We start from the raw sequence: 18,951 nt of genomic DNA on the forward strand, positions 1-18,951 counted from the left end.
GCTGACGGCTGATGACAGGCAGGCATTCATGACGGGCAACCTCTACCGGGGCCAGGCCGGGCTCCCGTTCTCCTCCACGCTGCGCGTTTATGAGCCGCTGGACGCGTTTCCCGAGGACCAGCGGGCCGCCATCAAGTCAGCCGGCGAGCGGGCGGTGTCCCGCGCCGCCGTCGAAAACGCGGAGCTGCTGGCTTCCCTGGGCCGGATCACCAGGCCCGGCGGCGATCCGTTCCCCACCGGACGGACGGACCTGGTGCGCGTCACCCGCGCCCCGGGCGTCCCCGTGGAGGAAGACGGCAAGGAAGGCTCGGCGGAGGAAACGGCCGACGGCGTCGCGCTGCTTTACTGCCCCAGCCAGCTGGTGCTTCGGGCCGGGTTGGCGGCAAACGCGCTGATCGAGGGCATCCACGGCCCCCTGGCCGAGCTGCTCATCCCCGAGGAGCAGCGGGACAGGCACCAGGAACGCATCGACCTGGTCAACGCGCGCGACGGCATCACCCGGGTGCACACCCGTGCCTCCACCTGGGGCATTCCCTTCAGCTGGTTCTCGCTGTTCCTTGAGTCCGATCCGCAGGACGTCGTCGAGGCCGGCGGCAGGATCCTCACCGTCCGCGTGTGGACGCCGATCTCCGACGCCCTCGACCGGGTGCGCTACGCCGTGGCGAACCTGGCCCTCGCCGCGCCTGACCTGGACATGCTGGACGATCTCACGCAGCTCACCGAATGGCTGGAGCTCTTCCACGCGGACTCCATGGTGGAGCTGGACTACGGCGCGGTGGCGGACAAGGTCTACCCTGACGACTCCCCCATGGACGTGCGCCTGGGCATCGAGTGCCTCGCAGAGGGAGACATGACAGGCGCGGCCGCCGCCTACCGCCGCCTCGCTTCGCGCTGGATCCCGATCCGCCAGCTGGCCCGGGCCTCGTAAACCGGCAGTCTTCCTGGCCCGGCACCCGGCTCTTCCAAAGACTCAGGCGGGCTGTCAGGAGGACCGGGGCGGCGCCGTCGTGCGTCTGACAATCAGGCGGTGCGGTGCGACGGAGGACCGCACCGACCCGGGTATGCCCAGGAGTTCGTCGAGCAGCATCTTGGTGCCAAGCTCGGCCTGTTCGTCCGGGCGCTGCCCCACTGTGGTGAGGCCGATGGCGTCGGAAAAATCGTGGTCGTCGATGCCGATCACGGACAGGTCGTCGGGCACCCGGACGCCCACCCGGTTCGCTTCGAAAATGACCCCCATGGCCATCTCATCGGACGCGCAGAAGATGGCAGTCGGTTTCTCGCCTGGCTGGGCCCACAGCCGCCGGAATGCCTCCTGCCCGCTACGCACGGTGAAGTCCCCCCACTCGTCCCACTCGGGCCGGACTTCCAGGCCCGCGGCTGACATGACGTCCTGGAAGGCCAGGATGCGGACCCGGGGAACATCGAAGTTGAGGTCCGTTTCGTCGTCGCCGTGCAGCAGCGCAATGTCCCGGTGGCCGAGTTCGATCAGGTGCTTGACGGCCGTGGACGCCGCCGCGTAGTCATCTATGCCAATGTAGGCACATTCCTCGACGTGGCCACCCACCACCACCAACGGAATGTCGATCTTCTGCAGGTGGTCCAGCTCATCCCGCGTCAGCGCCATACACAGCACCAGAAGGGCGTCGATCTGTTTGTAGACCATGGTCTTGCTGAAGAGCCGCTCGCGGTGGCTGCCGTGTCCGCCGAGGTTGAAGAGGGAAAGGTTGTACTGCCGGGCGTGCAGCTCGCGGTCCGCGCCCTCAATGGCCTTCGAGAAGAACCACCGGCTCACAAAGGGAGCCAGCACCCCGATGGTCTTGGTGCGGCCGGTGGCCAGGCCGGACGCCGAAGACGAGGCGACGTAGCCCAGTGCCGTGGCCACCTCAAGGATTTTTTCCCGGGTGGCCGGCGAAACGCGCGGCAGGCCGCGGACGGCGCGGGACACGGTTGCCGTCGACACACCCGCGGCAGCGGCCACGTCTTCGATGCTGACTCCTGAGTGGCCACCGCGCTGTGCCCTTTCAGTAGTGCGCGCCACGATGTCCCCTCCAACCCCTCATTCAGATTTCCGCCATGCTGTTTGCCCGGCGGCAAGAATCCATTTTAGTCCGGCCGGCCTCACTTCCGCCGCGTGGCCGTGCGCGAAGGAAGGCGCCTCCGCAGCCTGACCATGCCATACAGTGCCAGCAGGGTGGCCAGCAGCCCCAGCGCCCAGCCGACGGCGGGCTGCGCCGTCAGCTCCATCCAGACTGTGGCGATGAGCAGCACCACGGCCCAGAAACCGAGGAATCCGATGATGATGTCGAAATCCTCGCCGGACCGGACGCGCTTGGGCGCAATCGGAGCCGGTTTCCTGCCCTGTGGTGCTGCTCCGTCCGTCACTTGACAGCACCCGCCGTCAGGCCTGCCACAATCTTGCGCTGGAACACCAGCACCAGGATGACCAGCGGGATGGTGACAATGGTGCCGGCAGCCATGATGGCCGTGTACGGGACCTGGTTCGGCTGGGCCCCGGCGAAGTTGGCGATGGCCACCGTTACCGGCTGGGTTGCATCGCTGGACAGCTGGCTGGCGATCAGGAATTCATTCCAGGAAGAGATGAACGCCAGGATCGCGGTAGTGAAGATGGCCGGTGCGGCGAGGGGCATGATGACCTTGCGGAAGGCCTGTCCCTGCGTGCAGCCGTCCACCCGGGCCGACTCCTCCAGCTCCCACGGCATCTCCCGGAAGAAGGAGGTCATGGTGTACACCGTCAGTGGCAGGACGAACGAAATGTTCGGGATGATCAGCGCCTGGTAGGTGCCCATCCAGCCGATGTTGGTGAACAGCTGGAACAGCGGCGTGATCAGGGCAACGCCCGGGAACATGGATGCGCCCAGGATGAAGCCGAGCACCAGGTACTTGAACCGGAAGTTCAGCCGTGCGAGCGCGTAGGCCGCGAACACACCGATGATCAGCGACACGAGCGTGACGACGCCGCCGATGAAGACACTGTTGAGCAGCGCCTGGCCGAACCTGTTCCCGAACGAGGTGTCGAACGCGGTGTTGAAGTTGTCCAGCGTGACATGGCTGGGCAGGATCGAGGTGTCGTAGGTGAAGCCCACCTCGCGGAACGCCGTCACCACCATCCAGTACGCCGGTGCGAGGCACCAGATCAGGATGACGGCAGCGCTGATGTAGGTCCTGCCCTGCGCCCACTTCTCCCTGTTCTGGGCCTTGCGGCGGCCTCGGTCCTGCTCCGCGCGCAGGCTTGTGGCGGAGGATGTCGCGGCGGTCATTTCTTCCCCTTACCGGTGGCGCCGCTTTGTTCAACAACATTTGCGCCGAGGAACCGGACAAAGATGAACGCGACAAGAAAGATGATGATGAAGGTAATGGTCGACAACGCCGCGGCGACATTGAACCCTTGTCTGATTTGGTTGATCACCAAAATGGACAGCGTGGTGGTGTTGTTCGCGCCGCCCGTCAGGATGTACGGGAGGTCGAACATGCGCAGCGCGTCCAGGGTTCGGAACAGGATGGCCACCATCAGGGCCGGCTTCACCAGCGGCAAGGTGATCAGCCGGAAGCGCTGCCAGGCGCTGGCGCCGTCGACCTTGGCTGCCTCGTAGACCTCGGCCGGGATCATCTGAAGTCCGGCCAGGATCAGCAGGGCCATGAACGGTGTGGTCTTCCAGACGTCCGCGATGACCACTGCCCACTTGGCCGGCCATTCGCTGCCGGTCCACAGGATTGAGGTGTTGAACAGCTTGTTGGCGATGCCTTCGAAGGCGAAGATGAAGAACCAGAGCTTCGCGGTGACGGCGGTGGGGATGGCCCACGGCACCAGCACTGCGGCACGGACCATGCTCCGTCCCTTGAAGGTGCGGGCCATGATCATGGCCATCCAGAAACCCAGGACGGTCTCGAAGGCGACGGTAACCACGGTGAAGAAGAACGTGGTTGCCGTGGCCGACCAGAACTGGGAACCCAGGGTGCCAGGCGGGCACGCCACCGTTCCGCCGGCGGGGGCAGAACACTGCTGGGCGATCCAGTTGACGTAGTTCTGGACGCCTGCCGGGCCGCCTGCCGTGAACAGGCCGGTGGCAGGATCAAGGCCTGCGTCCTTCTGGAAGGACATCACGATTGCGCTGACGATCGGGTACACGATCACAACGGCAAGGGCGATGATGGTCGGGGCCAGGAGCCACGAGGCCCACCTGCCCTGACTGAGAATCTTGTTGTCCTCACCCACGCCCTTGGGGCCGTGGTGGACCGGGGTGCCGCCCGACGCCGGTGCCTTGACCGGCGTCGAGCCTACTTCGGTTGCCATGACAGAACTACGATCCTGCACCGGCGGATTCGATGGACTTCTGCATGTCAGACAGTGCAGTGTCCACGGGCTTTTCGCCCTTGATGGCTGAATACGCGTTTTCCTGGATCGCCTTGGTGACCGCGGGGTAGAACGGCGTGACCGGGCGCGGCTTGGCGTTCTCAATGGAGGTCTTCAGCACGGGCAGGTACGGGAGCTTCTTCACCAAGGCAGCGTCAGTGTAGAGGCTGCCCAGGACCGGAGCCAGTGAACCCTGGGTGGCGTAGAACTTCTCGGTCTCCTCGGACGTCATGAACTTCAGGAAGTCCAGGGCAGTGGCCTTGTTCTTGGAGTAAACGCTGACCGCGAGGTTGTGGCCGCCCAGCGAGGAGGCGCCGGGGCCGTCCTTGCCGGGGATCGGGGCGATGCCCAGCTTGTCCTTCACTGCCGAGGAACCCTCGGTGGTGGCCAGGTTGTAGACGTAGGGCCAGTTGCGCAGGAAGAGGAGCTTTCCGCTCTGGAACGCCTGGCGGCTCTGCTCCTCCTGGAAGGTGATGCCTTCCTTCGGGATGTTGCCGTCGGCGTAGGCCTTGGCCAGGTTCTCCAGGCCTGCCTTGGCCTGATCGGTGTTCAGGCTGGGCTTGCCGTCCGGATCCAGGACGGAGCCGCCGGCGGAGTTGATGGCCTCCGACGCGTTGACGGTCAGGCCCTCGTACTTGCTGAACTGCCCGGCGTAGCAGCCAATGTTGTTCTGCTTGGCGATGGAGCACATGCCCATCATTTCGTCCCACGTCTTCGGCGCTGTGGGGACCAGGTCCTTGCGGTAGTACAGCAGGGCGCCGTCGGAGGTCTGCGGGGCCGCGTACAGGGTTCCCTTGTACGTGGCGCTGTCGACGGTCGGCTTCAGCATGGCGCTGGTGTCGAAGGCCATCTTGTCCTTCAGCGGCTGGAGCCATCCCTTGGCCGCGAACTCCGCGGTCCACACGACGTCAACGTCCACGACGTCGTAGCTGGCGTCCTTGGCCTGGAAGTGCTGCACGATGTCGTCGTGCTGCTGGTCCGCCTGGTCCGTCTGCTCCTTGAAGGTCACCTTCTCGTTCGGGTGGGCGGCGTTCCACTTCTCGATCAGCGGGCGGACGACGTTGCTGTTGTCCTTGCCCTGAACGTAGGTAATGGGACCGCGGCCGTCCAGGTTGTTGGCGGCGTCGCCGCCCCCGCCGCCGCCGCCCGTGGTGCCGCCCCCGCCGCCGCCGCCACAGGCAGACAGGGTCAGAGCGAGCACGCCGGCAGTGGCAACCGGGAGTAAGAACTTAGGGGTTTTCATTGGCTGGAGACTCCTCGCTGAGTGACATGGAAATCAGTCGTGCGGTTGATGTGGTGACTGTCACACTAGTAACGTTGCCCGAAGATATGCAAGCGTTTACACCTAATTGTTACCGGAGAGGCAACCATGACCCACCGCCCGATCAGCACGCCGGCTTCCGAGACAGCAGCTTGGTGGGCCCACGCGGCTGTTTACCAGATTTATCCGCGTTCTTTTTCCGATGGGAACGGTGACGGCATGGGTGACCTCCCCGGCGTCACGGCGCGCCTGCCCTACCTGCAGCAGCTCGGCGTCGACGCCGTCTGGCTCTCGCCGTTCTACAGGTCCCCGCAGGCCGACGGCGGCTACGACGTCGCCGATTACCGGCAGGTGGATCCGGCCTTCGGCACGCTGGCCGACTTCGACGTCATGCTGGACGGGGCCCACAGCCGCGGGCTGAAAGTGATCGTGGACCTGGTGCCCAACCACACGTCCGATGAACATGTGTGGTTCCAGGAGGCCCTCGCCGCGGAACCCGGTTCGGCCGCCAGGGAGCGTTACATGTTCCGGCCAGGGAAGGACGAGGTTCCCGGCTCCGGCGACGGCAACATCGCCCCCAACAACTGGAAATCCATCTTCGGCGGACCGGCCTGGACGCGCACCACGAATGCGGACGGCTCCCCGGGCGACTGGTACCTGCACCTGTTCGACACGAAGCAGCCGGACCTCAACTGGGAAAACCCCGAGGTCTGGGCGGAGATGCGTTCCGTGCTGCGCTTCTGGCTGGACCGTGGCGTGGACGGCTTCCGGGTGGATGTGGCCCACGGGATGGTGAAGGAGGCCGGCCTTCCGGACTGGGAAGGCGTGGCTGCCATGGTGGAAGGATCCGCCGAAGCCGCCCACGTGACGGATCCCCCGGGCGCCCACGGCGAGGCAGTTGAACCGCATACGGCGCACGCTTCCCCGGCCGGTACCGGGGCCGCTGCCGGGACGGGGGCGAGCACCGATTCGAGCGCCGGGAACGCCGCCGTGAGCACGGAACACGAGCCGGTGTCGCCGCTGTATCCGCCGTCGCCGTTCTTTGACCAGGACGGCGTCCATGACATCTACCGCGACTGGAACAGGGTCCTGGCCGGGTACGATGGCGACCGGATGCTGGTGGCCGAGGCATGGGTTGAACCCGCGGAGCGCCTGGCGCGCTACATCCGCCCGGACGAGATGCAGCAGGCTTTCAACTTCGACTTCCTCCTGGCCGGCTGGAACGCACAGCGGATGGCCGTGGCCATCGAGGACTCCCTCGAGGCGGCCGCGTCCGTTGGGGCGCCGTCCACGTGGGTCCTGAGCAACCATGACACGGTGCGCCACCCGAGCCGCTTCGGCCTTCAGGACCCCACGACCTTCCCGAAAGGCATTGCCGCCGAGGACGAACAGCCCGACGCCGTCCTGGGCCTGTCCCGCGCCCGGGCCGCCACGCTGGTGTCCCTGGCCCTCCCCGGCTCCGCCTATATTTACCAGGGCGAGGAGCTTGGCCTCCCTGAGCACACCACCCTGCCCGCAGAAGCCCGGCAAGACCCGACGTTCTTCCGGACCAACGGCATCGAACGGGGGCGCGACGGCTGCCGGGTGCCGCTGCCTTGGAAATCCGAAGCGCCGGGGTACGGCTTCGCCGAGGCGTCCACCGCGCAGGACCCGGCCGCGCCCTGGCTGCCGCAGCCTGAATCCTTCGAAGATTTGGCTGCCGACCGGCAGGACGGCGTCAAAGGCTCGACATTGGAGCTGTACCGCTCGGCGCTTGCCACGCGCCGGAGCCACAGGCTGGGATCCGGAACATTCTGCTGGGCGGACAACCACGATCCCCAACTGGGCGTTCTCGCATTCCTGAACCGGGACGTCCTGGTGATCGCAAACACGGGGGCGAAGCCTGCGCCCGTCCCCGACGGATACCGGGTGGCGCTCTCCAGCGCCGGAGAATCAGGCGCTGATGACGCGGTCGTTGCGCCCAACAGCGCCGCGTACCTGGTGGCCGGATAGATTGCCCGGCCGTTTCGGGCTACCGGTTTCTGGCTGTCAGAGTTCTGAAAAATAGAGCTAGCGGACCCGCTCAGCGCGGCTGAAGCGGGTCCGCGCGCCGGCCGCGATATGCACAACGACCGGTGTCCGCTGGCCCACCACGGCGCTCAGAGCGTCAATGAGGTCCGCAGCCTCGGCCGCGACGGCCTGCGGCGGGACACCCGGGCGTGGGTGCAGCCGGAGCTTCAGCGCGGGCTGGCCCTTCACGCCGTAGATCGAGACCGTGGCTCCGGCAAGCTCCGGACGGTCGGCCAGGGCGTTCTTGAGTGCCTGCTCGGCAACTCCGCCGCCGATCCGGATATCTCCGGGAACACCGCCCGGGTCCTCTGCCGCCAGCAGAAGGTCGGTGCGGCCCTTGCCCTGCTGGGCGATCCACGCAACCATGAGGCCGATCAGCAGCACCACAGCGAGGGCCAGGACGATCCACAGCCAACTCCCCTGACGGCCGGGGAACTGGGTCCCCTCGAAGACCGCGGTGGCATTGTCCGACACGCTCTTGGACCAGGAGTGCCACCACGCCGCGACGGCGGGGACGGCCGCCAGGAGTACCAGCAGCACGCCGATCGCCAGCAGTTTGAAGCCAAGAATGCCGAGAAGGACCCGGTTGAGAAGCCTGGGCGTGCCGTTCATGCGCCCACCACCCCGGAAGTCGACAGGTTGACGGTCACCTGTGGCATGGGAGCTGGTCCCATCGCCTGCAGTTCGTCCTCGACCGCCTGCAGGATGTCGTTTTCGCTGACCGGCACACCGGAGGTGGGGCGCACGTTGACCACCACCTGTCGCTGGGAAACCACCACCATGACTTGTGCCTGCGTGACATTGGCCGCCAGGCGCGCGCTCCGGGCAAGTGCCGCGGCGATGACTTCATCATCAACCACAACGGCAATCCGCCGGTCGGCCAGCAGATGCCTGGCCCGGCGCCCGGGCAGGACCGCGCTCAGGAAAAAGAAGAGACCTACTGCGGCGGTCACGGCTCCGGCGGCACCCAGCAGCAGAGGCGGTACGCCCGACGGGAGGGCCACGATGCGTTCGGCTGCCGTCTGCGGATCGATGAGCCAGGGCGGCTGGCCGATGGCACGTACCGCCGATTCAAGGAGCGCGTAAAGACAGAGAACGATGACCAGGGATCCTGCGATGACCGATGCCACAGCCCGGGAGGCGTGGGTCTCGCGGTGCAGGACGCTCCGCATGTCGATGGTGGCGGCGTGGGCTGCCCCGGTGCCGTCCTGCGCCGGGTCCCCGCCGGCCTCATGCTGCTGTTCGACGACGGAACTCACCGCACCCTGCCCTCTTCCGTGACGTGGGCACCGCTGATGCGGATATCCACCCTGCTCAGACTCGCACCGCTGAGTTCGGTGACCTTGGTCAGAATGTCGGTCTTGGCGTGCACCGTCCTGTCCCAAATGGAGCCGCCCAGAGCCGAGACACGTCCCGGGTCGCGGAGTACGGCGGTAAGGCTGGGAATCCTGATGGGGGCCACGAGGGACAAAGCCAGCAGGCCGTCGTCGTCCGACCAGTCAGCGCGCACGTCATGGGCATGAATGCCCAGGGCCTCTGCGGCGGCAGCCTTGGCCAGGCTTGTGAGGGCCTGGGTGCTGATCCTGTTGTGACCGCTGTACTGCCGGCCGGGCCTCGCTGGTTCGGCTGCCCGGTTCATGTCGGCCGCCCGGTTCATGAGGATGAGCGCCGGCCGCTGATGGCATCAATGACGCTGCGCAGGTCCAGTTTCCCTTCTGCGGCGCGGCCCAGAAGCGCACCGATGCCCATGAACAGCAAGGAGATCAGGAAGCCCCAGAGGCCAAACTGTAGTGACATGAACGCCACGAAGGCGCCGACGGCGATTCCAACCACGGTGGGGCTCACAGGACCGCCTCCCTCTCAGCGACGGCGGGCGCACCCGTAGGCTTCACCGGCGGTGCAATGTAGACGTCGTTGATCTCGACATTGACCTCAATGACCTGCAGGCCCACCAGTTTCTCGACGGCTGCATATACGCTTGCCCGCACCTGGTTGGCCAGGGCATGCAGCGGAGCGCCGTAGACCGCCACCAGGGTGATGTCTACGGCCACCTGGGTTTCGCCCACCTCGGCGTGCACGCCCGCGGCATGATCGGAGCTGCCCACCGCGTCCCTGATGGCTCCGAGCGCCCGGGAGGAGCCGGTCCCCAGGGAGTACACGCCGGGCACGGCCCGGGCTGCAATACCGGCGACCTTGGCCACGGCGGTCTCGGAGATCACGGTCCGCCCGCCGGCAGCGGCCGGCACTGGAGCAGGGTCCGCGCGAACGGCGGCGGTTTGTGGATTCTGGTATTCCATCAGCACTCCCCTTCTGTTGAACACAACCCTATCCCCTAGGCCCGACAACGCCAGGGGCCAGGACGACGCCGGGGGCCGGGACAACGTCAGGGGGCCGGGCACCGCGTTCCCCGCGGAGCCCGGCGCCTGCTTTCCGCCCGCCGGGTCAGTGGCAGTTCGAGGACAGCCAGCTTGTCACGGGGGCCATCGCGGCTTCGAACTTGCCGTTGGAATACACGCTCTGGTCGGAGAGACCGGCCAGTGCCACCTCGTTCAGCCGCGCGAAGTCCGCCTTCAGCGCCTCCGGGACCCGCTGGGCCGTCTCGGCAAGTTCGGCTTTCTTCTGTTCCAGTTCCGCCGTCTTGCCCTGCGCAGCGGAGAGGGGCAGCAGGGACGCTCCGGTAGCCTGCGTAGAGATGGCGGCGCAGGCCTCGGCCGCCGAGCCGTAGCCGCCGTACGGACCGGAAGCGGCACCCGCCGATGCGGTCGGAGCGGCGCTGCTGGCCGCCGTCGTGGGCGTTTCAGACGCCGATGGCGCGCTGCCGGAGGCGGGCGCGGAGCAGGCGGTAAGTGCCGCTACGGCGAGAAGGGCGGTGGCGTACAGCGGGCGGGCAAGATGTTTCACGGTTTCCATTCCTGGAGTGGTTTTGCCGCCTGGGGCGGCCTGGCTGGGCAGCCGCAGACGCCTGCCCCGTCCCCCGGCGTGCGAGTCTAGCCCGGCCGGTGCGCCTCTTTCCAAGTTGACAGGCCGGGTGCACTTTGCAGTCCTGCCCGAAAGAAGTCCTGTATATACGGAGAGGCGTGGGCAGCAGAAGGCACCCGGACCTGGTCCGGGTGCCTTCTGTTTACTGATTCAGTGACGGCTTACTTGTAGAGGCCGTTGCCGCCAACATGGACGTTGGTTGGCAGGTAACCGAACGGGCCGAGGCCGTTCTTGCCGAAGGTGCGGTCAACCTTGGACACGCCGTCCCGGAAGTTGATCTTCACGGTGGGCGACAGGGAGCCGCCGCGGACGCCGTTCACGTTGTCGATGAAGGACTGGACCAGGCCGCCCGGCTGCACGTAGTGCGAGTAGGCCTGGAACTGACGGCCGTTCTGGTTCGGCGTCGGAGCCTCCGGTGACTCTGACGGCAGGTTCAGGTCCGTCGGGGAGCCCAGGGCCAGGCCGCTGTTGTTCATCGGCTGGTAGTCGGAGCGGACGCCGTCGCCCACGAAGCCGTAGACGCCGTCGGGTCCGCGCATGCCGGCCGCATAGGTGAACTGGTGGCTGATGGTGAACAGGTAGTACTTGTTCTTGCCGTTTTCATTCTGGATGAAGATCTGCGGACGTTCGGTCTGGTCGTTGACGCAGTTGGCGGACAGGAGCGGCGGCAGGAAGTGCCACTTGGTCAGGTCCTTGTTGTCTGCCACGGCCAGGCCCACGTTGGCGGTCTGGTAGTAGGCGCCCTTGCTGTTGACCTCGTCGAGGTTTTCGGCGTTGGGGTCACCCTTGGCGTAGCCCAGGTCCTCGTTCTTGCAGCGGTAGTCGCCGCGCTTGCCGCCGGTGTTGCCTTCGAACACCATGAAGGTCTTGCCGGGGTGTGCCGGGTCGGCGAACGTGTACGGGTCGCGGAACGCGAAGCCCGGGTTCTGCGCCTTGTTCTGGTAGAGCTTTCCGTCCGGCTCGAGCAGCTTGGTGTGCTGGAAGCCGTCGAAGGTCACGCCGTTCTTGTCAGCGTGGATCTTGCCGAGTGCCTTGGCGATGACAGCATCCGGGGCGATACCGCCGCCGCCGGCGTTGCGCTCCTTGACGTCGTAGAACGTGGTGGCCGTGTAGAACACGTTCACCTGGTCGCCCTTCATGAGGCGGGTGGAGCCGGACCATTCGGTGTTGCCGATGGAGGTGTTGTCCAGGAACAGGTGTCCGCCGTAGTTCCACTTGTCCTTGGCCGGGTCGGCGTTGGTCTTGCGGAAGAAGTAGCCGATGCGGGCGTTCCAGTGGCGCTGGTCGAAGCCGTAGCCTGCGTGCCGGTCAGCGACCAGCGAGAAGATCACGTCGTAACCCTTGTAGCTGATCTGGTTCGCGTTCTCGTCGGTCAGCGACCAGGTGTCCCAGACCCACACGTCATCGTTCATGGCGGGGAAGTTCTCGGGGATCTCCGGCATGGTGACGTCGGGGCTCATCGAGTTCTTGCCCGGCTGAACCTTGGAGTCGCTCTGCGCCATGATCTGCTTGGCATCCGCACGGGTCCACTTCGAGGTGAAGTCCGACGCCGGGTCATGGGCTGCCTGGGTGTGGGGCGTCGGCAGGGGGAAGCCCGGAGTCGGCGCCGGCATCTGGGTGCTGGACGGCGGATCCGAGGGCTCGTTGGCCTGCGCCGAGGGCACGGCGAGGAATGCCGTGGCGGCGACAGTGGCCACCAGAGCTGCGGCGGCAGGGCGCCACCGCAGCATCCGGGGGGTGTTGGGGTGCTTGTGCATTTTTTGCTCTTCTCGCGGAGTTACGTTCGTGGAAGACGGGCAGCTGCCCTTGTCCCCCGGACTCCAGAGACCCCGCTGACACGGCATGCGTCATCGAGGACGCCGTTGTGTCGAGGGAGATAGCGGGGTTTGGGTAGGACCCCGCGTTGGGCGATCGGAAATGTCATACATTTCGCGGCCCACACCCAACGGTAGACAACGTTGTCAGCCGAGTTCAACACGGTTTTCGGGGGTAATCTCTGGTTGGCCCTCCTTGGGTGCAAGCGCTTACATCTCGTTTGCGCGCGCGTGCCCCACTTCAGGACCGGAACCAAACGTGACTTCATAAACGCGTCATCAATGGCGTTGATCACATCTGTGGCCATCGGCCCGGCCTGCCAAAAAGGGGCTCTTTGACGGCCAACACCCGAACGCCGGGGCGAATGACGACGCCGACGCCTCCAAAGTGCCCCACGACGGTTCATTCGCCGGTAGCCAATGAGACATGCGCGCCAATGGGACATGGCGCCGGCGGGCGACGCGGGGTTCGCGGCGGCCTTCCACGTCCACTGGCGGGTCAGGCCAAGACGGGGAAGGCGAGGAGGTCACCAGGGGCAGAAAAGGCGTGGAACCAGGTGTAGCCAGCGCGGGGAAGCCGGGGCGGAGAACCCGCAAAACCCGGGGAACGAAAAAACCCCGCCGTTCCTAATGGAACAGCGGGGTTTTAGCTGGTGGCTCCGACCGGCGTCGATCCGGTGACCTTTCGATTTTCAGTCGAACGCTCTACCAACTGAGCTACAGAGCCTAGGTGACATGTCACCATGACAACCGGAATTTCTCCCGGCAATCAAAGCGACCCTGACGGGACTTGAACCCGCGACCTCCGCCGTGACAGGGCGGCGCGCTAACCAACTGCGCTACAGGGCCTTGCTATTTCTTGCTTCCGCAGTATCGCTACCGCGTTTTTTCAAGGACTCCAGCCTACCAGACTTTCTTGCCTGCTTTGACCACTTCCTTGCGTACCCCCAACGGGATTCGAACCCGTGCCGCCGCCGTGAAAGGGCGGTGTCCTAGGCCGCTAGACGATGGGGGCCTGGACTCAATCTGGCTGAACAAGGGCAAAAATAAAGGGCCGAAGCCTTTCGTTCTTGTCCTTTCGTGTTCCTCCGAACTGGACCTGTAAAACTATAGAGCCTATCCCCGGAATATCCAAAATCGGCCCGCAGACCGCCCAGACGCCAAGCAAATCAGGGCCCGACACAATGGCAGCTTCTTGGCTAGACATGGCCGATTTCCGCCAGCCAGGGCGCGCGGAACGGGATTAGATTGGCACCATGGCATCCACCGCCGGCACGAGCCCCCTCCCGCCCCACTCCCCCGAAGCGCGCACCTCCCAGGAACCCCGGAAGAGCGTCAACAAGCTGGGCGTCGCCGCCGTCGTCGTGACGGTGGTGCTTTGGGCCTCCGCCTTCGTGGGCATCCGCGCCGTCGGACCAAGCTTCTCCCCCGGAGCCCTGACGCTGGGGCGGCTGACGATCGCCGCCGTCGTGCTCGGCGCAGTGGTGTTGCCCAAGCTGCGGGCGCTGCCGCGAGGACGCGAATGGTGGCCGATTCTCGCCTACGGCGTCATGTGGTTCGCCGGGTACAACGTGGCGCTGAACGCCGCGGAACATTCGCTCGACGCCGGAACCAGCGCGCTGCTCATCAACGTGAACCCCATCCTGGTGGCCGTCATGGCGGGCATCATCCTCAAGGAGGGCTTTCCCCGCTGGTTGATTATCGGCAGCCTGGTGGCGTTCGGCGGCGTCGCGGTCATCGCGCTGGGATCGGGGACGCGTTCGACGGCGGACGTTGCAGGTGTGCTGCTTTGCCTCCTCGCTGCTGCACTCGCCGCGGTCAGCGTCATCATCCAGAAGCCCGTGCTGCGGAAGTTTCCGGCCGGGCAGGCCACCTGGTTCGGCATCATGGTGGGCCTGGTCTGCTGCCTGCCCTTCGCCGGCCAGTTGGGGCAGGAACTGCAGGCGGCGCCCCTGCCCGCCACGCTTGGCCTGGTTTATCTGGGCATCTTTCCCACCGCCATCGCCTTCACCACGTGGGCCTACGCCCTTTCACTGATCGATGCCGGCAAGCTCGCGGCCACCACGTATCTGGTGCCGGGCACGACGGTCCTGATCTCGTGGCTGGTGCTCAGTGAAATCCCGACCATCTGGGGGCTCATCGGCGGCGCCATCTGCCTCCTCGGTGTCGGGCTGACCCGGCGGAGATCCCGCTAAAGTTTGGATATGCCCGCAAACCTGCCGCCCGGCCTCCCGATTGTGCCGGACGGGGCCGGCGATCCCTCCGGATTCGAGATGTCCGAGGCCGACTTCGAAGCCGCCGTCAGCGACGCCCTGGACCAGCTTCCGGCCGAGGTGGCGCGGGCCATGGACAACGTGGCGGTGTTCATCGACGACGACTACGTCCCGCAGCCCGGCGAGGACCCGGACACGGTGCTTCTGGGACTGTACGAGGGATTTCCGCTGACCGAGCGCGACTCCTGGTGGGACGCGGGATCGCTTCCGGACCGCATCACCATTTACCGCCAGCCGATCCTGGACATCTGTTCCTCCCGCGAGGACGTGGTGGAGGAAGTGGCGGTAACGGTGATCCACGAGATTGCCCATCACTTCGGAATCGACGACCAGCGGCTTCACGAACTGGGTTGGGACTAGCCTTGCAGGCAGGGGACATGACCACAGCCAGGGGCCAACCAGGCCCGGGTGCTCGGGCCTCCGCTCTCCGGCTTCGACACTTTTTCGTCACCCACGCGGGGCAACGTTCCCGCGACACGCCCTCGCGCCTCCGCTCAAATGACACTGATGTTGTTTATGTTATTGATGTGATCAGTGTTGCCAAAGTGACAAACTGACCTCTAACCTCAGAGGGCTGGGCATCTTCAGAGGGGCGCTTCCGTGCTGCCTCCCGACTCGTTCGCCCCGCCCTGACTTGCGAGGTTATGAATGAGTTTGACCGGCCCCGGCCGCACAGCGGCCGTCCTGTGCACCGCCGTCGTCCTCTTTGGAACCCTTGCCTCGCCCGCACGGGCTGACCGGGCATTCGCGCTCACGCCGCCGGCATCGGTCCCAAGTGCAACAGCGCTGACGGTTCCGGCGGCGCCGGAACTCCCGTCCCCCGCGGACATCGCAGCGGCCAAGTCCAGCGAAAGTAAGACGGCGGCAAAGGTCGCCGACATCGAGGGCATCCTGGCCGACGCCGCGGCGGCCCAGGAGGTCACGTTCGCACGGACACTTGAGGCCAACAACGCCTACAGCAATGCCCTCGTGGAGCTGGACACGAGATCGGACGCGGCCGCCGTGGCCACGGCCAGGGCTGCCGCCGCGGACAAGGAACAGTCCAAGAGCCGTAAGGCCGTGGGGCAGCTGGCCGGCGACCTGTACCGGAACGGCGGCCTCAATCCGGAGCTGAGCGGCCTGGTCACCGGCACGGGCGACGTCCTGGCCAAGGCCGCAACCCTACAGGCCCTCACGGCCGGCCGGAGCAGGGCCTTCACCGCCGCCGAAACCACCGCCGCGGCCGCCGAATCACTCACCGCTGCTGCCGCCGAGGCCCGCCGCGCGGCAGACGACGCCGCGAAAACCGCGGAGACGCTTAAGGCAGCGGCAGACCAGGCCAATGCAGCCCAGGTGAAGGCGGTGGCGGACGCCAAGGCACAGCGGACTGTCCTCGTGGGGCAGCTTGCCTCGCTTCGGAACACAACGGCGGCGCTTGAGTCGGCCCGCGTGGACGGTTTGGAGCGCCAACGCCAGCAGGCCCGGCTCGCCGCCGTGACAGCGGCCGCGGAACGTGCCGCCGCGGCCCAGGAGGCCGCAGACAAGGCGGCAGCTGCGAATGCTGCCGGTTCCGGCGGCGGGAGTGCGGCCCCAGCGGAACGGGCCGCTGCCGCACCGTCCCGGACGCCTGCCCAGGCCGCGCCGGCACCTGCCGCTCCTTCAGCACCTTCGCCTGCGGCTCCGGCCCCTGCCCGCCCGGCTCCCGCGCCCGCACGTCCTGCCCCGGCCCCCGCACCGGCACCGGTTCAGCCGGCACCGGTTCAGCCGGCACCGGTTCAGCCGGCACCGGTTCAGCCGGCACCGGTTCTGCCGGCGCCGTCGCCGGGCGGTTCCAACCAGGCGGCCATTTCGGTGGCAATGGGCAAGGTGGGCTCCCCGTACTTCTACCAGTTCGGCGGCACCGGCGCGTACGGCTTCGACTGTTCAGGCCTGGTCCAGAACGCATTCGCAGCCATTGGAAAGCAACTTCCGCGCACGGCAGCTGAGCAGTTCGCCCAAGCGCCAGTCCATGTGCCCCTGTCCCAGGCGCAGCCCGGTGATCTCCTGGTCTGGGGATCGGCCCCCGGTTTCTACCATGTGGCGATCTACCTGGGCGGCGGCAAGGTGGTCCAGGCACTGAACCCGTCCGCGGGCATCACCGTGACGGACCTCAGCATGATGGCAGGCATGCAGCTCCACCCGGTCGCGGCACGCTATTGACCCAGGCTTCTGGCAGGAGCAGTCCCAACTAGGACAGGACGTCCTTGCTCGCGAACCTGCCGTACGCGAGCGCGCCGAACACTGCGATGTAGCCAGCCTGCAACAGGGCGTTGTCACCAAACGAGTCCCAGCCGATGGGTTGGCGAAGCAGGTCTGCGAAGCCGAACCAGTAGTGCGTGAACAGCCACGGGTGCAGCCACTCCAGCTGGGGCAACTGGTCGAGCACCTGGGATGCGACGGACAGGATGATGGTGGCGGCCATGGCGCCCACAGGCACGTCGGTCAGCGTGGACAGGAACAGCCCGATGGCCGACAGACCCAGCAGCGAAACAGCCTGGTACGCGGCGATCAGCAGCATCCTGGCCAGCGCCTCGTCCGGTTCCACCAGGTCGCCCGAGAGCAGCGCCACCGGCCCCACCGGGAAGAGCGCCCAGCCGATGCCGGCTCCGGCAAGTGCCACGGCCAGCGGGGCGGAGATACAGAAAACCGCTGCCCCGGCATACTTGACCAGCAGCAGGCGCACCCTTCCGGCTGGGGCCACCAGCAGGTATCGCAGCGTGCCCAGTCCGGCTTCCCCGGCAATGGTGTCCCCCGCGACCACGCCGATGGTCAGCGGAAGGAACAGCGGCACTGAAACCAGCATCGCGGTGACTGCCACGAACAGGCCGTTCTGGCTGATCCGGTCCAGGAAAGCGGGCCCCCTCCCCGGGGGAACAGCTGAGGAAACGCGGACGACGACGGCGATCAGCACCGGGATGGCGGCCAGTGCCAGCAGCATCGCCTGGGTCCTGCGGCGGCGGAACAGCTGCTTCAGCTCCGAGGCGAGCAGGGAACCGCTGGACGCCCGGTGCCTGGTCCCCGGCGCCGGGGCTGGCAGTCCCTGTGTTGCGAACTCCTGCACTGGCGGCCGATCACTGCGCGACATCGAAGCCCTCCCCCGTCAAGGCCACGAACCGGTCTTCCAGGCTGCCACGCTCCACCGTGAACCCGCGGACACGCACCCCGTCGGCAACGAGGGCAGCGACGATCGCTTCCGGTGCCACAGCCCCGTTCGCGGATGGTTCACCTGCCGGCGCCGGGTGCTCAGCTGGACCGGAGAGCCCTGCCATGCGGTCGGGCCCCGTGCCAACGGGCAGGCTTGACGTGATGACGGCGTCCGCGCCGTCGGGATGTCCCACAACCGGGGACAAACCAAACCGCGCCAAAACGCCCGAGGCCGTACCGGCGTCGGGCGTCACCAGGCGAAGCTGAGCGGTGCCGGCCTGGCGGAGTTCGGCCAGGGGCCCCTGCGCCACCAGCCGGCCCGCGCTCATGATCGCCGCATGGGTGCAGATTTGCTCCACTTCAGCGAGCAGATGGCTCGAGACGAACACGGTGGCACCGTCGGCGGCGAGTGACCGCACCAGGTTCCGGACCTCGCGTGTGCCCTGTGGATCCAGCCCGTTGGTGGGTTCGTCCAGGACCAGCAATTCGCGCCTGGCCAGCAGCGCGTTGGCGATTCCCAGCCGCTGCTTCATGCCGAGCGAGTAGGCCCGCACCTTCTTCCGGGCAGCGTGGGAAAGCCCCACGCGTTCCAGTGCTTCCGCCACCCGCGCGCGGCGGCTGGACGGTGCGGCGTGGCGGTCCGCGGCATCAAAGCGGTGCAGATTTGCCGCACCCGAGAGGAACGGATAAAAAGCCGGGCCCTCCACCAGGGCACCGACCCGGGGCAGGACCTCATCCAGCTGCCGAGGCATGTCCAGTCCCAGGACCCTGACCTCTCCGGCGGTGGGGGCCGCCAGGCCGAGCATCATGCGGATGGTGGTGGTCTTGCCGGAACCGTTGGGCCCGAGGAAGCCGAAGACTGAGCCCCGGGGGACGGCGAGGTCGATGCCGTTGACCGCCAACTGGTGGCCGAAGCGCTTGCTCAGGCCCTGCGTCTCTATGGCCAGCGTCGCTATGGCCGGCGTGCCGGCTGCCCCGAAAACGCGCGTGACAGCTTCCAATGCAGGTGCCAGTGCGTCAGTTGCGGAACCCGGGCCGCGG

The 18,951-nt window shown here is 66.6% G+C and carries 19 protein-coding genes and 3 tRNA genes; 5 read left to right on the top strand and 17 right to left on the bottom strand.

The genetic code is table 11. The annotated features are described in order from the left end of the window. The first annotated feature begins 28 nt into the window (after positions 1-28). Positions 29-928, top strand: a complete 900-nt coding sequence (locus ACFRAU_RS00245; RefSeq protein ID WP_377993841.1) for a hypothetical protein — start codon at positions 29-31, stop codon at positions 926-928. Between the two features lie 54 nt (positions 929-982). On the opposite strand, the gene ACFRAU_RS00250 is transcribed toward ACFRAU_RS00245, so the two are convergent. From ACFRAU_RS00250 to ACFRAU_RS00270, 5 genes are all read right to left on the bottom strand, one after another. Beyond that, positions 983-2,038 (bottom strand): LacI family DNA-binding transcriptional regulator, encoded by a 1,056-nt coding sequence (locus tag ACFRAU_RS00250; RefSeq protein WP_377993842.1) that lies wholly within the window; start codon positions 2,036-2,038, stop codon positions 983-985. 80 nt (positions 2,039-2,118) lie between these two features. Next, positions 2,119-2,382 carry a hypothetical protein gene (locus ACFRAU_RS00255; RefSeq protein ID WP_377993843.1) on the bottom strand — a complete coding sequence of 88 codons (264 nt, stop codon included), beginning with the start codon at positions 2,380-2,382 and terminating at the stop codon, positions 2,119-2,121. Next, positions 2,379-3,278, bottom strand: a complete 900-nt coding sequence (locus ACFRAU_RS00260; RefSeq protein ID WP_377993844.1) for a carbohydrate ABC transporter permease — start codon at positions 3,276-3,278, stop codon at positions 2,379-2,381. The genes ACFRAU_RS00255 and ACFRAU_RS00260 overlap by 4 nt, the downstream gene beginning before the upstream one ends. Continuing rightward, on the bottom strand, positions 3,275-4,312 hold the full coding sequence (locus ACFRAU_RS00265; RefSeq protein ID WP_377993845.1) for a carbohydrate ABC transporter permease: 1,038 nt from the start codon (positions 4,310-4,312) through the stop codon (positions 3,275-3,277). The genes ACFRAU_RS00260 and ACFRAU_RS00265 overlap by 4 nt, the downstream gene beginning before the upstream one ends. A gap of 7 nt (positions 4,313-4,319) precedes the next feature. Continuing rightward, entirely contained in the window at positions 4,320-5,615 is a 1,296-nt protein-coding gene (locus ACFRAU_RS00270; RefSeq protein WP_377993846.1) for an ABC transporter substrate-binding protein, read from the bottom strand. 126 nt (positions 5,616-5,741) lie between these two features. Between ACFRAU_RS00270 and ACFRAU_RS00275 the strand changes: the two genes are divergently transcribed. Then, positions 5,742-7,625 carry a glycoside hydrolase family 13 protein gene (locus tag ACFRAU_RS00275; RefSeq protein WP_377998297.1) on the top strand — a complete coding sequence of 628 codons (1,884 nt, stop codon included), beginning with the start codon at positions 5,742-5,744 and terminating at the stop codon, positions 7,623-7,625. 57 nt (positions 7,626-7,682) lie between these two features. Here ACFRAU_RS00275 and ACFRAU_RS00280 read toward each other — a convergent pair whose 3' ends face one another. The 10 genes from ACFRAU_RS00280 to ACFRAU_RS00325 all read right to left on the bottom strand — a co-directional run bounded on the left by ACFRAU_RS00280 (position 7,683) and on the right by ACFRAU_RS00325 (position 13,490). Further along, a complete protein-coding gene (locus tag ACFRAU_RS00280; RefSeq protein WP_377998298.1) occupies positions 7,683-8,294 on the bottom strand; it encodes a hypothetical protein in 612 nt (203 codons plus the stop codon). Continuing rightward, positions 8,291-8,941: a DUF6286 domain-containing protein gene (locus ACFRAU_RS00285; protein ID WP_377998299.1), complete on the bottom strand. Its 651-nt coding sequence runs from the start codon at positions 8,939-8,941 to the stop codon at positions 8,291-8,293. Before ACFRAU_RS00285 ends, ACFRAU_RS00280 begins: the two co-directional genes overlap by 4 nt. Further along, positions 8,938-9,321 carry a hypothetical protein gene (locus ACFRAU_RS00290; protein ID WP_377998301.1) on the bottom strand — a complete coding sequence of 128 codons (384 nt, stop codon included), beginning with the start codon at positions 9,319-9,321 and terminating at the stop codon, positions 8,938-8,940. Before ACFRAU_RS00290 ends, ACFRAU_RS00285 begins: the two co-directional genes overlap by 4 nt. Before the next feature lie 14 nt (positions 9,322-9,335). After that, positions 9,336-9,527 (bottom strand): DUF2273 domain-containing protein, encoded by a 192-nt coding sequence (locus tag ACFRAU_RS00295; protein WP_003799126.1) that lies wholly within the window; start codon positions 9,525-9,527, stop codon positions 9,336-9,338. Next, complete coding sequence (locus tag ACFRAU_RS00300) at positions 9,524-9,979, bottom strand: Asp23/Gls24 family envelope stress response protein (protein ID WP_377993852.1); 456 nt, start codon at positions 9,977-9,979, stop codon at positions 9,524-9,526. Before ACFRAU_RS00300 ends, ACFRAU_RS00295 begins: the two co-directional genes overlap by 4 nt. A gap of 145 nt (positions 9,980-10,124) precedes the next feature. Beyond that, on the bottom strand, positions 10,125-10,592 hold the full coding sequence (locus ACFRAU_RS00305) for a hypothetical protein (RefSeq protein WP_377993853.1): 468 nt from the start codon (positions 10,590-10,592) through the stop codon (positions 10,125-10,127). A gap of 230 nt (positions 10,593-10,822) precedes the next feature. After that, a complete protein-coding gene (locus ACFRAU_RS00310; RefSeq protein ID WP_377998302.1) occupies positions 10,823-12,418 on the bottom strand; it encodes a glycoside hydrolase family 68 protein in 1,596 nt (531 codons plus the stop codon). 708 nt (positions 12,419-13,126) lie between these two features. Next, a tRNA-Phe gene (locus ACFRAU_RS00315) sits at positions 13,127-13,202 on the bottom strand. A 48-nt stretch (positions 13,203-13,250) separates the two neighbouring features. Beyond that, positions 13,251-13,324 (bottom strand) — tRNA-Asp (locus ACFRAU_RS00320). Between the two features lie 93 nt (positions 13,325-13,417). Further along, a tRNA-Glu gene (locus ACFRAU_RS00325) sits at positions 13,418-13,490 on the bottom strand. Positions 13,491-13,731: 241 nt separating this feature from the next. On the opposite strand from ACFRAU_RS00325, the gene ACFRAU_RS00330 reads away from it, so the two are divergent. The 3 genes from ACFRAU_RS00330 (at position 13,732) to ACFRAU_RS00340 (ending at position 16,926) form a co-directional block, all read left to right on the top strand. Continuing rightward, positions 13,732-14,670, top strand: coding sequence for a DMT family transporter (locus ACFRAU_RS00330; protein WP_377998304.1), 939 nt, complete (start codon positions 13,732-13,734; stop codon positions 14,668-14,670). Positions 14,671-14,679: 9 nt separating this feature from the next. Beyond that, positions 14,680-15,108, top strand: coding sequence for a metallopeptidase family protein (locus tag ACFRAU_RS00335; protein ID WP_377998305.1), 429 nt, complete (start codon positions 14,680-14,682; stop codon positions 15,106-15,108). A 288-nt stretch (positions 15,109-15,396) separates the two neighbouring features. Then, entirely contained in the window at positions 15,397-16,926 is a 1,530-nt protein-coding gene (locus tag ACFRAU_RS00340) for a C40 family peptidase (RefSeq protein WP_377998306.1), read from the top strand. 28 nt (positions 16,927-16,954) lie between these two features. Here ACFRAU_RS00340 and ACFRAU_RS00345 read toward each other — a convergent pair whose 3' ends face one another. Then, on the bottom strand, positions 16,955-17,851 hold the full coding sequence (locus ACFRAU_RS00345; RefSeq protein WP_377998308.1) for an ABC transporter permease: 897 nt from the start codon (positions 17,849-17,851) through the stop codon (positions 16,955-16,957). After that, the gene (locus tag ACFRAU_RS00350; protein ID WP_377998309.1) at positions 17,838-18,911 is read right to left on the bottom strand and encodes an ABC transporter ATP-binding protein; all 1,074 of its coding nucleotides are present in this window, start codon (positions 18,909-18,911) and stop codon (positions 17,838-17,840) included. Before ACFRAU_RS00350 ends, ACFRAU_RS00345 begins: the two co-directional genes overlap by 14 nt. Positions 18,912-18,951: the final 40 nt, after the last annotated feature.

The sequence above is a fragment of the Arthrobacter sp. NPDC056691 genome, from assembly GCF_042791415.1.
Classification (GTDB): domain Bacteria; phylum Actinomycetota; class Actinomycetes; order Actinomycetales; family Micrococcaceae; genus Arthrobacter.